A 13,296-nucleotide genomic window follows, 5' to 3' on the forward strand; every position below is an offset into this window, starting at 1 on the left:
AAACAAGCGAAACAAGAAGGACCCATCTTCTCTGACATGGTGGATGAAGGTGAAGCATGATGACATCCCTGGAAGAGGCCGTGAAGACCTTGCTGAGACGCCGCTCGATGTCCATGCGCCAGTTGGCCGCCGCTACGGGGATCAGCGTCAGCACGATTTCGAAGATGATCACCGGGAAACAGAGAGTGAACTTGGACTACCTGCGGCGCATCGCAGAGGCACTCGGCGTGCCACCGCTCTCCCTGGCGGAAGCCGCTGGGCTCCCCCTCATCACGGAGCCAATGGCGCCAGCCGATGGCGATGGCCAGGCCTTGATGAACGCGCTTCTCGAGTACCTAGGTCTTGGGAATCTGAATGTTCTACGGACAGAAATCGAACGGGAGCTTGAAAAATATGAAGCATACGCGCAGACGGAGGAGGGGCAACAATTCATTGCAGAAAAATACGATGCCAAACGAGGTCAAATTCAAGGCATCGGGCACTTTCTCCGCGATCTCGACGACATCTACGATCGATTTTCTCGGCCGGACACACCTGAGGATGAAAGGCGAATCTTGGCGAGCGGCATTCTATACTTCTTGCTCGCCACAGACGCCATTCCGGATTATCTGTTTCCTGCGGGATATTTAGATGACGCGATCGCCATACAAATGGTGCGCGAACGACTTGTGCGCCGCCGGGAAATGAAGAGCCAGGGCTCAGACGGATCCTGAAGAGGTTGTCACGAAATGAAAGAAGTTTGAAAGAAAGCCGGCGCTTCACAGAAGCAAACGCGAGTTCCCAGACAGCGTGGAAACCCGCGCCACACAAGGAATGCCGGGAGCGGGACTCGAACCCGCACGGGGATACCCCCAGCAGATTTTAAGTCTGCTGCGTCTGCCTGTTCCGCCATCCCGACAGCTATCGAATGTGTCTCCATTATCCGACGCTCGGGCGAAATGCGCAAGTCCTGGTCAACCTCTGGGTCGCCCGTTGAAACTCCGAAGGCCGGAGCATTCGTCTTGCTTCTCCAACAGCGCGTGGAGGCGTTCGGCATGGAGCAGGAGTTCTTCCGCAGCTTCCATCTCCTGCTCGCTCTGGTCCCGCAGGGCCCGAAGCCCGTCCTCCAATTGTCCAACCGTTTGTTGCACTTTCGCCAACAGACTTGCCATAGAACGCGCCGATTCGGCCATCCGCTCCGACCATGTCCACAGATCGCGAGCCACCGTTCCCACCAAATTCTCATCGAGGCGATGGCGGCTGATCTCCACGCTCAACGTGACCGCCATCTTCCGCAAAGCGTTTGACGCGCTCGCAATCGCCTGACTGCTTTCCCGAACGGAGGCGGAGAGCGGAGAGAGACGCTCCCACAAGCCCCACAGATCTTGCAAAGCGGCTTCAGTCGTTCGGCGGCGCTCAAGCAGAGGCTCCAGGGCCAAAACGAAATCCCAGACGGCCGCGTCGAACGCCCGACAATCCATGGAGGGTTCCATGCCCATCCCGCCCTTTGGGCTCAAGTGTTTTCCTGTTCCGAATTCTTCACCTCGTTTTGACTTCCTTCTTCAACCCTTTGTCCGCTTCCAACCACTGCACGTTTCGCATTCGATCGTTCCTCCTGTTGTTGGAGCACCACGGCATCCAAACGCTTCAGCAGGCGCTCCAACTGCAGCAACTTACCTTCAATTCGGTGCAAATGGCTCTGCATATCATCAATTTCTTGTTCAGCCTTATAGTTAATCGCGAAGTCGATGATGGCTTCGTGTTTGTCACGAGCAGCCTGTCGATTCTGACTCATCATGATGATGGGCGCTTGAAAGGCGGCCAAGAACGACAGGCAAAGGTTCAGGAGAATAAACGGAGGCGGATCGAAGTGAAATCTCCGCGTGCCCGGTACCGCGTTCCACACCATCCACGAAACGAGCAGTGTCGCAAAGATGATGATAAATGTCCAACTTCCTCCAAATGCCGCGATGCGATCCGCCAACTTGTCAGACCACTTCGTCTTGCGCTGATACTCCTCGTCCAACATGGACAGGATGTTTTCTTCGTATAAGTTGACCAGCCGCGCGATGCGCTTGGCGTCGCCCTCATTAATCGGGATGTCGAAACCTTCCAAGTTGGCGTTGTCGTCATCGTGATCCGTGTATACGTAGTAATACCGCTTGGCCATCCACCTCACCTCCATCGTTGAGAGCGGTTCATACGCTTCCAGAGCGCATAAACCGTCCGTTTGCCTTCCATATATTGATCAAGCTGCACGCGGTGGTACTGGTGGACCCATCGCTCCTTATGAGATTCCCAATGCCGCAAAGCATCCGGCTGTGCCTGCAGGCGCCTCGTCCACGCGATGGCGGCTCGGCTATATCGATTTCCCGACTTCGCAATCTGCAAATGCACCGCAGGCCACGAATCCTCCGCCTCGCGCACCCAAAGCAAACGCCCTTTGACCCCGGCATTTCCGCAGAATTGATAGCCGCATTGCTCGAGCGCTTGCCACTCTTCCCTGTGCAAGACGGGTCTGCGTAGCAAGACCAAGACATCGATGGCGTCGTTCGCCATGGCGCCCTCGATCGCGGTCGTGCCGATGTGCCGGATCGAACAATACACGCGCCGATGAAACACGCGGGAGATCAACTCCCGCTCCCGTTCGAACGCCAAAAGGTGCCTCGTGCTGACTACCGTGAGCTCAACGGGCACGCGAACAGCGCCCGGCGCGCGAAACCCGAATTGACGACGGACGAGCGCAACGCCGAGCCACGATAGAAATGCGACAAACGAAGCCGTGATGAACGCCGCGGAGACCGTCTCGTTCTGCGTCGACAGCCACGTGACCCAGGCGTCGTACACGCTGTGCACGACCATGATCAGAAGAATGCGGCCCGTGAGAATGGCCATGAGCGCCAAGATCAAGCCCAAACTGCTAAACATGTACCACGCTTGAAGGCGTTCTTGGGTAAACTCGAGGATGTGGCCGCTTCCGAACGCCAGAGCACTCAGCAATAACGCGGTCACCAGCGCTGACATTCGGACGCTTGGCGTGTCCCACCACCGCCTTAACACAGCGCGGAAGAGCGCGATCACGGCAATCACGCAACTCCAACGCCACATCTCCTCGAGGCCAGCCACCACGCTCACCGCGTAGTCCACCCATGTCACATGGGACGTCACGTTGCTTTGATTGAACCTTAGCGCTGCGCTCGCAGCATCTGCGGTTAGCTCCAAACACCCCATGAATGCAAGGGGAGTCAAACCGTACAAGTAACACCGCGTGATCATGCGCGCAAGGGGGCGCCTGAGTAAAATGCGAGATCGCAGCGGATCCCATGTGCGGAACAGAGCGCGCCGAAGGGAGGGGAGCAAGATCAACAAGCTCAGCACGCTGAGCCCGAGATACACCTCAGCAATCCACAGCACCTGGCCGCCGTCAAACAGATTGGCGAACGTTGCGAACGACGCAAAGAGGATGGCGTAACCCACCTGCCACCCACGCATCTCCGCGACCAAACGTTCGCACAACTCATATAGGCGAGTCACCCAGTCATCCTCCAGCCTCCCCCGCACCCGCGAGGGAGGTTCAACCAGTCTCCGCAACCCATTATACAAGAGCACGCCCTTGCATGTCGCCTGTCACGAGTTCCACTGATGCCTCGGTTTGAACGTCTCGCAACACGTTTCCCTGGACGATCGCGCGTAACTCTCACGCTCCATAACGGCGAAATCGCGGCCGAATTCCTCCCGGAATGATGCGTCGCCGCGCCGACCCACGGACACCATGATGGATGGAGCCGCGCATTCGTCCCCTTCGTGCCAAAAGAGACAGTTCGCAACCGTACACTTTACATCGACCTTCATCTTGCGTTCCCTCCTTCAATTCACTTTCACGCTTAGTCTGGCGCGCATCCCGGCCCCATCATCCGCACAGTGATTGACAAGCGATCCACAAGAAGCGATGCTTGACAGGCATGACGTGGAGACGTCTGCAACCTTTCTCCTCAGAACGCTTGACATCCCGAGTGAAGGGTGTATAATAACCTCAACACCGAACTCCATACGATGGAAGTCTGGATCTTTGAAGCCGGTCGTTCGGCCTCAACGGGTCGGGCGGCTGGCTTTTTCGTTCAGCGTCAGCGCACGGGAGTTCGGAATCTAAAGCAAGTGCTTCTGGTAAGCACCATGGAGGAATTTCGGATGTACGAAGGTACGGTCAAGTGGTTCAACTCGGAGAAGGGCTACGGTTTCATTCAGGTGGAGAACGGGGACGACGTGTTCGTTCATTACAGCGCCATCCAAGGCCATGGCTTCAAGACGCTGGACGAAGGGCAACGCGTGACGTTCGACATCGTTGAAGGGCCCAAGGGTCCGCAGGCAGCGAATGTCGTGAAATATTAATCGGTCACTCAAAAGCCCATGTTGCGACATGGGCTTTTTTTGTGCCATCATTTAGGCGTTGGACAGCTGAATCGTCCCTCAAGGGACGAGAAGTGGGGAGAATGAGCCGATGATCACGATGTTGCTCGGCATTGTGGCCGGCATGATCGGCGTGTTAGAAACGTTGCTCGACGTGGTTTCCCAGCAGGGCTATACGCCAACTGCCGACTGGCATGCGTACGGCGCCATCGCGGTGTCCGCGGTGGGCATCGTGGTTTCGCTGTTCGCTCGTCGTCACCCCAGGATCGCGGGTGTGCTCCTGTACACGTGCGGGGTTCTTGGGTTTATCTTTGCGAAGTGGTCCTATATTCCACCGGGCATCGTGTTTTTCATCGCCGCTACCATCGCGCTCTTTTTTGATATGCGCGAACAGCCGTCGTGACATCAACTCTGATGTAAAACGGGCGGCTTCACCCAGCCGCCCGTTCCTTACCATATCCAGGAAAACTGAACCTCGAGGCTGGATCCGTTCCCCATCGGGATGTCGATGGCCCATTGGTGATGGCCCTTTGGCCAAATCCACTGCGTCCAACCGGAAGTGTCGCCAGGAATCGAAATGGACCACGTAGTTTGGTTTTGCCACCCACTTCCGTTCCCCAAACCCCAGTTCTGGTCCGTTGGAAAGGGGAAACCTGATGCCCCTGGCCACGCACTGGATGGACCCGTGGAATTCGACCATCCGCCACTCGATCCCGGCCACGACGGAGACTCTCCTCCGGAATACGTGGTCGTTGTGAACGACTCGCCGTCTGACCCGATGGAAGATGGTGCGATGCGGACATTCCCGAAGGCGTCCACCATCGCGACCGGCTGAACCTGATTCGAAGACGCATCCAAAGGTTGCCCGTTCACGGTAGCGTCCGTGAATTGAACCGTGCCCGAATCTGCAAGAGGGTACAACCCGCCCCGCACCGTTGACGGATCCTCGCTGATCCATTCCGCGGATGTCCCTATCTTTTGCGCATATACGCTCGAGAGATTCACCGAGATACGCTTGGACAACGTTTGACCCGACGGCGTCACAGCCTGTAGGGTCAGCAGCCACATGGAACCGGTTTGCTGCTGAATGGCTGCCGAGATCTTCGATCCCACAGGGACCGTCATGACCGTGTTGGCCGCAGCAGGGAGCTTCTCCCAAAAAACTTGCACCTGTGTCTGGCCATTTTCGATTTGTTCCAGCGTCCCAATCTGCAACAGGTCTTCCGTCTGGACACCGCCCAAGCCTATCCACTGCGCCGCCATCGAGCCATCGCGGCCTGTGAGGCTGGGCACCGTCCATGCGCCCGTGATGCTCGTGTACAGTTGCGATCCGGCCGGCGTATCGATGTAACCGCCCCAATTCTCCGATGTCTGCGTTCCTGCCGGCATGCTCGTCTCGCTGGTCAAAAACACGTCGCCAGCCTTTTCAGATGCGCCGTCGACCGCATGAACGTGTGTCCAAGCCGCGCCGACGCCCCCCAACAACACGAGGGCTGCCATCCAGCGCCCACGGCGCGGCCGCCGAAAAGCGCGTTTTCTTGCCCCCATGGTACTCACATCCCCTTCGCGAAATCGTTTCTCCTTGGAGCCCTGTCATCTTCAGTCTAAGTCATCTTCCTCGAAAATTGCTAGAAGTGCGAGCCTCTCACCTCGGCGGATCACGAAGGTCTCCGTTGAACGTTAGAAGCGTTGAAAGAAGGATTCCAACCGTTCTTGTTGAAAACGTTTTGATGATGTGAGTCCGCGGGAGGAGGAACGGAAGGTCATGAACTATCGTCTATTGTCCAATGGTATTCGAGTCTCCGAGATCACGTTTGGCTGCTGGGAACTGGGAGGCGGTCAATGGGAAAAGAAGGATGATCACGTGAATATTCGTGTGCTGCAGCGCGCCTATGAACTGGGCATTCAGTCGTTCGACACGGCCGAAGGATATGGACAAGGCCATTCTGAAGAAATCGTGGGTCAAGCACTCGAAGGCGTTCGCAAGGATTGCGTGATCGCCACGAAAGTTTCACCCGGTCATCTACGAAGGGACGACATCCTTCGTTCAGTCGAGCAAAGCCTGAAGCGCCTGCGGACGGACTACATCGACATCTATTATGTCCATTGGCCGAATCGCGACATTCCTCTGTCGGAAACGATGACCACCTTTTCCGAACTGCGAGATCAGAGCGTCATCCGCAGCGTCGCGGTCTCGAATTTCTCGCGGGAACTTCTTGAGGAAGCCATGAGCTACACGCGCGTGGACTGCATTCAGCCCGAATACAGTCTTTTGGAGCGGAGTATCGAAACCGACGTACTTCCCTACTGCCGCGAACACGGCATTGGCGTTCTCACGTACTCGTCCGTGGCAAAGGGAATCTTGACAGGAGCCTATCACTTCGGCGGCTTGAAGCTTTCGCCGAACGACTTTCGTCAGGGCCGCCGCCTGTTCAAGCCCGAGCACCTTGAAGCGGAGAAGCCCCTCGTGCAGTGCGTGAAGAAGATAGCCGATCGCCACGGCGTGAAGCCCGCAGAGGTGGCCATCGCCTGGATCCTCCACCAGCCCGGCATCACGAGCGCAATTGTCGGAACCCAAAGCATCGCGCACCTAGAGGAAAACGTTCGCGCGGTGGACCTCCACCTGAACGAAGATGATCTCCGCGAACTAGATGAAGTGAGCCGCAGCGTGTTGGCGCAAATCGACGGGCCGGCCTCTAGCTCACGATAGGTGGCGGACGAGCCACAGCCAACCATACATGCTTGCCAAGACCGTCAACAGCGTTGGCCACGTGAAGGCAAGCCCCGAGCGCATAAACGCGGAGACCGTGATTCGCACGCCGCGGGACTCCAACACATGCAACCATAGCAACGTGGCGAGTGAACCGATGGGCGTCATCTTCGGGCCGAGATCGCACCCGACCACGTTTGCAAGCGCGAGCGCCACTTGGTCGGAGACGGGCAGTCCAGTATGCTGAATCGCCAAGAGCCCGAGCATCACGCTCGGGAGATTGTTCATCACGCAAGATAAGCACGCCGAGAGCACGCCCATAGCCATCACGCCCCAGAACAGGTTGGCGTGCGACGTCATCTGGACGAGGCGGGTCAACCAATCGGTCAGATGAGCGCGTTCCAGCCCATACACCACCAGATACATGCCCACGGAGAACACGACGATCGACCACGGCGCTTCTCGAAGGACGCGCCGTGGATCGGCCGTCCGCGTGCGCCAACCGGCAATGAGAAACGCAATGGCGATAGCGCCCTCAACGGCGGACACCGGAACATGCGCAATCTCGCTCGTGACATAACCCACCATCATGAAGCCTAGCATCCACCACGAAAATCGGAACATGGTCCTATCGCGGATGGCGCTAGACGGGGCGGGTAAAACCTCGACATCGTAGGACAGGGGAATCTCGCGGCGAAAGTAGAGATAGGTCACGCCGAGACTCGCCCCGAAGGAGATGAGATCCGGCACAAGCATGCGGAGCGCATACCGCAAGAAACCCAGGTGATAGTAATCCGCGGAGATAATGTTGACGAGATTGCTGATGATGAGGGGAAGAGAAGTCGAATCGGCGATGAAGCCGCCGGCGAGCAAAAACGGGATCATCTGCCGCGTGGAGAACCGCAACCGTTTCATTTTCTCGAGCACGATGGGGGTGAGAATGAGCGCTGCTCCGTCATTCGAAAAGAACGCCGAAACCATGAAGCCAAGTGCCAAAATCAAGACGAATGCAAGCCGACCGCGCCCCCCGGCTCGATGCGCGAGGGTCAGTGCTGCCCACTCAAAGAATCCCGAAGCGTCGAGGACGCTGGATACCACGAGAATACCCACAAATGTGAGCGTGGCATCCCACACGATATTCCAGACAGTCCACACGTCGTGCAGCCGCACCACCCCGGCGGCAAGAGCCAAGAGCGCGCCGAGAAGCGCGCTCCAGCCCACGGGTAAACCTCGAGGGCGCCACACGACAAGGACCAAAGTGACGAGGAAGATCGCCAGCGCCATGAAAGCCACGTGTGTCCTTCATCTCCTCATCGAGCACCCTCGGGGCTTGGCGCGTGACCGTACGCTGGAACAGGGCCGCGGCTCGGCGCTGCCCACCGGCAAGCGTTCACAATCACCCGCTGGATGTTCGAGTCGTAATACGTGGGATACGTCTCATGTCCGGGTCTGAAGTAGAAGATTTTCCCTCGCCCTCTCCGAAATGTGACGCCCGAGCGGAATACATCCCCACCCGAAAACCACGATAAGAAGACGATCTCGTCGGGGACCGGAATGTCGAAGTGTTCCCCGTACGTTTCCTCCTTCGGGAGCTCGAAATTCGGCGGAAGTCCTTCGGCAATGGGATGTGTGGGATCGATCACAAACAGCCGTTCCTTCTCATCTTCTTCACGCCAGCGCAGGTCGCAGGTCGTGCCCATAAGGGTTCGAAACACCTTCGAAAAGTGTCCCGAGTGGAGGACAACGAGCCCCATGCCTGCATGAACGCGGCGTATGACGCGATCGACGACGGCGTCCTGCACCTCGTGATGCGCCACGTGGCCCCACCACACGAGCACATCGGTCTCGCTCAGCACAGCCTCGGTCAACCCATGGTCCTGCTCATCCAACGTCGCGGTGCGCACCTGCATCCCCGCGTCGGACAGTGGTTTCGCGATGGCTGCGTGAATGCCGTCCGGATACACCTTGCGAACGGCCTCATCCCGTTGTTCGTGGCGAAATTCGTTCCAGACCGTCACTCGAATGCTGTCCAACAGAAAGCCCTCCCTTGACCGATACCCTCCCCATGATACCGAAACCCTGATCTCGGGACAAAGCCACGAAGTCCCAGAATCCCCGCGAACGGGCCTGAAACCATCGAAGGGCAGCTGGGTAGAAACCCAACTGCCCTTTCATTTTCTTCGCGCCGTCACTCACTCGGTTTGGCGAACGACGCGATGAGGAACAAGATTCCAAACAAGAGGCACACGCCCCCCCACCAGAGGTCGATGTTGGTGTGCAAACTCGGCGTGTGTGGATCGGCCACAGCGCCGTAAAGCCCGAGCACGACCCCATACACGATGAACAGGACGCCAATCATGAACCGAAGATCCAAAAAGCGATTCATCTCATCATCTCCCCGGGATGGGATCACCAGAACGCGATATTCAGGCCCACCAGGATCACGAACACGATGGCCGCCAGGTAACCTGGGCGCTTGTACCACGGATACCCGCTGTAGTCAGGCCGCTTGCTGAGGCCGTACACGAGACCTTCCAGCTCTTCGGGCTGCTTGCCCTTGGTCACCAGGCTCACCAGGACCGTCACGACGACCGTGATGACCCACGCCCACCATGCGCGCCAGAAGTTCCCTGCATCCGGACTCGAGAACATATGCGCTGGCAGGAAGAAGTACATGGCGAACGCACCGACGATACCTGCGAGCAAGCCCCAGAAACCACCCCAGGGCGTGGCCTTTTTCCAGAACATCCCCAGCAAGAACGTGCCGAACAGCGGCGCGTTGAAGAAGGAGAACAGGGTCTGCATGTAGTCCATGACGCTCGGGAAGCCGGCCGCGAAGTACGCGGTGCCAATACTGATGATGACACCGACGATGACCGCCCAGCGCCCCATGTTCACGTAGTGCCTGTCCGGCGCGTCCTTCTTAATGTACGCTTGATAAATGTCATACGTCCAAACGGTCGTAAACGCGGTGACATTGCCCGCCATGCCGCTCATGAAGCTCGCGAGCATGGCCGTCAATCCAAGCCCGAGCATGCCTGGCGGATAGTACTTGGCGATGAGCAGAGGCAGCGCCAGGTTGTAGCTCATGTTCGGCGAATGGCCGATCTTCGGAAAGATGGCCAGCGCAATCAGTCCCGGGATGATCACCAAGATGGGAACAATCATTTTAAAGAACGCTGCGTAAATCGGCGTCAATTGAGCGGCGCGCAGATCCTTCGCCGCGAGCGTGCGTTGAACGACGAGGAAGTCCGTCGTCCAGTACCCAAACGAGAGCACGAAGCCAAGGCCGAGGACGACGCCGAGCCAGCCGATTCCCATCGGGTTGTGCGAGGGAGAACCAAGATTTGCCCACAGATGCCCGAACCCTGCGGGCAACCGGGACATCATGCCTTGCCAACCGCCCAAATTGTGCAGGCCGATGAGCGGGATAGGCAGCAGGCCAGCCCAGATCAGGAAGAACTGCACGACCTCATTGAAGATGGAGGACGTCAGGCCGCCGAGGGCGACGTAGATCAGGACCACGAGCGCCGACACGAGAATACTGGTGTCAAACGACCAGCCAATCAGGATCTGGAAGATCAACGCCATGGAGTACAGGCTGATGCCCGACGTCAACACAGTCATCACGGCGAACGCGATGGCATTGAGCGCGCGGGTCGCTTCGTTGTACCGCAGTTTCAAGAACTCCGGCACCGAGCGCACCTTCGACACATAGTAAAACGGCATCATGTACAGGCCGAGAAACAGCATAGCCGGGATCGCGCCGATCCAGTAAAAGTGAGTCGTGAGCATGCCGTATTCGGCGCCGCTCGCAGTCATGCCGAGAATCTCGAGCGCCCCGAGGTTGGCGGATAGAAACGCCAAGCCCGTGATCCAGGCCGGGATGGATCGGCCGGACAAAAAGAAATCCTCTCCAGTGTGAACGCGGTTACGAAGGACGAATCCGACGCCGAGGACGAAAGCGAAGTAGACCAGGATGATGATGTAGTCCACGGCGTTCGCATGAAATAGCGCGTGCACCCGATGCACCTCCTAGAAATTGGGTTTCGGCCGATAGCGATTTCAAGCCGTTTACATGCACTCGTGACCACATTCCATCGGCGGGCGTGTACAGGGTCAGTATGCGCCCCGAGGAAGCGGCCCATGTGCGGCGGCGTCCATCGCCATCAGCATGAAGACGTGTACAGCGCCGTTGCCATCGCACGACCGCCTCCGAATATAGCAATTTGGACAAAGAAAGACAAGCGACGATGAGATGTTGACCACGTTTGAAAGGACGTGAAAGTGCGGCGAACCTCGTTTTGGGGCACATGGCGCAAATCAAGATGGTTCACAGCACACATAAAAAGAGGACCGGCATTCGAGCCGATCCTCGTGTACTTGCCGGCCTCGCTCAGGGCAACTGGTAGCCTGCCGCGAGGTAGATCTCGTACCACTCCTGCCGCGTGAGCTGAATGTCCGCCGCTTGGCACGACGCGCGCAGGCGATCCACGTTCATGGTACCGATGATGGGCTGCATCTTCGCCGGATGGCGCAGGAGCCACGCGATGGCGATGGTCACATTCGACACGCCGTATCGAGACGCGATCTCGTCCAGCTTCCGGTTCAATTCCGGAAACTTCGGATTGTCCAAGAAGACACCTTCGAAGAAGCCGTAGAGGAACGGGGACCAAGGCTGAATCGTGATATCGTGGATCCTGCAGTAATCGAGTACGCTCTCGTCGCGATCGACCGCCCACTCGTTCCCCATGTTCAGATTCATGCCCTGCGCAATCATCGTGGCATTGGTGATGCTGAGCTGCAACTGGTTGGCCACAATAGGTTGGTGGACAAACTTTTTCAGCAGCTCGATTTGCATGGGTTTGTGGTTGGAGACGCCGAAGTAACGAACCTTGCCTTTCGTTTGCAGGATTTCAAACGCTTCCGCGACTTCTTCGGGTTCCACCAGCGCATCCGGCCGGTGCAACAGGAGCACGTCGAGGTAATCCGTGCGGAGGCGGCGGAGGCTGCCGTCGACGGCCTCCAGAATGTGTTCCTTCGAAAAGTCGTACATCCCTTTGCGGATGCCACACTTCGATTGCAAGATGACGCGCTCGCGCACGTCGTCGTTCATGTGAATGGCGTCGGCGAACCTCGATTCGCACTCGCCTTCCCCATAGATGTCGGCGTGATCGAAGAAATTTGCGCCGAGTTCAAGCGCTGTCTGGAGATATCGCTCGGCTTCCGCTTGGCTGAGACGATGGATGCGCATACAGCCAATGCCGACAACGGGCACCTCCAGATGCGTGCAGCCAAGTTTCATCGTTCGCATGTAAACCATCCTCCTCCGTGACCTTCTCGTCGTGCGCCCTCGAGTTCACATCTCGCAGGGGCGTGCCTCCGCGAGGACACCGCCCCAAGCAGCCTATCGCCCTGAGCCGCCCGAATAACTGAGCCTGCGAATGGCTTCCCCGGCTTGCCTCAGTTCGGGGATGGGGTCTTCGAAATTGCACTCGATGGAGATGGGACCCTGATAGCCGATCTCCCGGAGCATCGCAAACCATTCTCGGACGGGAAGCGAGCCGCTGCCCGGCCATTTCCGCTGCTCGTCCGCCACGTGCACGTAACCAATGCGCTCCTCCGCCTTGGTCAACTCGCTCACGGGCTCGCCATTATGCACGAGGTGGTAGAAATCGACGAGTAGGTCGACGCGGTCGTGAGCAAGCTCTTGCACAAACGACAGCGCGTCTTCCACCGTGTTGATGAGATTCGTCTCCGCACGATTGAAAAACTCGAAGTGCACCCTCATCCCGTGCGCAGCGGCGAGATCGCCCGCCATCCGCACCACTCGGGCCAACTGCGCGCGCGCCTCGTCCCGCGGAAATCCGTCCGGCACACGGCGATTCTTGCCTGCCCCGAAGCCGACGTGTTGACCGCCGAGATCGGCCATTCGCGCAAAGGCGATAGCCAAATACTGCGCGATCTCGTCGATGTCCACGTCCGGGCCCACGATGGGCATGTCCGGCGGAAACAGACGGTTGAACGCGAGTAACGGCACCTGGTTGCGCAGCAATTCGTCGCGAATCGCCCGCCATTCGGCGTCCGGCATGCTCGGTTTGGTTACCTTCGCGTTCAACTCGGCGTAGTCAAACCCCGCTTCGCGGACAAAACGCAGCTCTCGAGGCCCCACGCAGCACCCTAGGAGCACGCCATTCCCT

15 protein-coding genes and 1 tRNA gene are annotated in these 13,296 nt (G+C 58.0%); 4 read left to right on the forward strand and 12 right to left on the reverse strand.

Translation table 11 applies throughout. The annotated features are described in order from the left end of the window. Nucleotides 1-56: 56 nt before the first annotated feature. Nucleotides 57-713: a helix-turn-helix domain-containing protein gene (locus TC41_RS10650; protein ID WP_049784361.1), complete on the forward strand. Its 657-nt coding sequence runs from the start codon at nt 57-59 to the stop codon at nt 711-713. Between the two features lie 101 nt (nt 714-814). Here TC41_RS10650 and TC41_RS10655 read toward each other — a convergent pair. From TC41_RS10655 to TC41_RS10675, 5 genes are all read right to left on the reverse strand, one after another. Then, nucleotides 815-898, reverse strand: a tRNA-Leu gene (locus TC41_RS10655). Between the two features lie 55 nt (nt 899-953). After that, on the reverse strand, nt 954-1,472 hold the full coding sequence (locus TC41_RS10660; protein ID WP_041695857.1) for a hypothetical protein: 519 nt from the start codon (nt 1,470-1,472) through the stop codon (nt 954-956). A gap of 20 nt (nt 1,473-1,492) precedes the next feature. Beyond that, nucleotides 1,493-2,149 (reverse strand): DUF1003 domain-containing protein, encoded by a 657-nt coding sequence (locus tag TC41_RS10665; protein ID WP_014465062.1) that lies wholly within the window; start codon nt 2,147-2,149, stop codon nt 1,493-1,495. A gap of 5 nt (nt 2,150-2,154) precedes the next feature. After that, complete coding sequence (locus TC41_RS10670) at nt 2,155-3,513, reverse strand: GrpB family protein (protein WP_041695348.1); 1,359 nt, start codon at nt 3,511-3,513, stop codon at nt 2,155-2,157. Between the two features lie 93 nt (nt 3,514-3,606). Then, complete coding sequence (locus TC41_RS10675) at nt 3,607-3,831, reverse strand: DUF1540 domain-containing protein (protein ID WP_041695349.1); 225 nt, start codon at nt 3,829-3,831, stop codon at nt 3,607-3,609. 336 nt (nt 3,832-4,167) lie between these two features. On the opposite strand from TC41_RS10675, the gene TC41_RS10680 reads away from it, so the two are divergent. Beyond that, entirely contained in the window at nt 4,168-4,368 is a 201-nt protein-coding gene (locus tag TC41_RS10680; RefSeq protein WP_008340254.1) for a cold-shock protein, read from the forward strand. A gap of 109 nt (nt 4,369-4,477) precedes the next feature. Then, nucleotides 4,478-4,789, forward strand: a complete 312-nt coding sequence (locus tag TC41_RS10685) for a hypothetical protein (RefSeq protein WP_014465065.1) — start codon at nt 4,478-4,480, stop codon at nt 4,787-4,789. 47 nt (nt 4,790-4,836) lie between these two features. On the opposite strand, the gene TC41_RS10690 is transcribed toward TC41_RS10685, so the two are convergent. Continuing rightward, entirely contained in the window at nt 4,837-5,934 is a 1,098-nt protein-coding gene (locus TC41_RS10690; protein ID WP_237699914.1) for a G1 family glutamic endopeptidase, read from the reverse strand. Between the two features lie 217 nt (nt 5,935-6,151). Between TC41_RS10690 and TC41_RS10695 the strand changes: the two genes are divergently transcribed. Beyond that, nucleotides 6,152-7,096 (forward strand): aldo/keto reductase, encoded by a 945-nt coding sequence (locus TC41_RS10695; RefSeq protein WP_041695350.1) that lies wholly within the window; start codon nt 6,152-6,154, stop codon nt 7,094-7,096. Here the strand turns inward: TC41_RS10695 and TC41_RS10700 are convergent. From TC41_RS10700 to TC41_RS10725, 6 genes are all read right to left on the reverse strand, one after another. Further along, entirely contained in the window at nt 7,088-8,389 is a 1,302-nt protein-coding gene (locus TC41_RS10700; protein WP_041695351.1) for an arsenic transporter, read from the reverse strand. The two genes, TC41_RS10695 and TC41_RS10700, sit on opposite strands and share 9 nt — an antisense overlap. A 17-nt stretch (nt 8,390-8,406) precedes the next feature. Beyond that, nucleotides 8,407-9,129: a ThuA domain-containing protein gene (locus tag TC41_RS10705; protein WP_014465069.1), complete on the reverse strand. Its 723-nt coding sequence runs from the start codon at nt 9,127-9,129 to the stop codon at nt 8,407-8,409. A 155-nt stretch (nt 9,130-9,284) separates the two neighbouring features. Continuing rightward, complete coding sequence (locus tag TC41_RS10710) at nt 9,285-9,482, reverse strand: hypothetical protein (protein ID WP_014465070.1); 198 nt, start codon at nt 9,480-9,482, stop codon at nt 9,285-9,287. Between the two features lie 23 nt (nt 9,483-9,505). Continuing rightward, the gene (locus TC41_RS10715; RefSeq protein WP_041695352.1) at nt 9,506-11,119 is read right to left on the reverse strand and encodes a sodium:solute symporter family protein; all 1,614 of its coding nucleotides are present in this window, start codon (nt 11,117-11,119) and stop codon (nt 9,506-9,508) included. 373 nt (nt 11,120-11,492) lie between these two features. Next, complete coding sequence (locus TC41_RS10720) at nt 11,493-12,410, reverse strand: aldo/keto reductase (RefSeq protein WP_041695353.1); 918 nt, start codon at nt 12,408-12,410, stop codon at nt 11,493-11,495. A gap of 93 nt (nt 12,411-12,503) precedes the next feature. Continuing rightward, the gene (locus TC41_RS10725) at nt 12,504-13,286 is read right to left on the reverse strand and encodes a sugar phosphate isomerase/epimerase family protein (RefSeq protein ID WP_041695354.1); all 783 of its coding nucleotides are present in this window, start codon (nt 13,284-13,286) and stop codon (nt 12,504-12,506) included. Between the last annotated feature and the right edge of the window lie 10 nt (nt 13,287-13,296).

The sequence above is a fragment of the Alicyclobacillus acidocaldarius subsp. acidocaldarius Tc-4-1 genome (assembly GCF_000219875.1).
GTDB classification, from domain to species: Bacteria; Bacillota; Bacilli; order Alicyclobacillales; family Alicyclobacillaceae; genus Alicyclobacillus; species Alicyclobacillus acidocaldarius_A.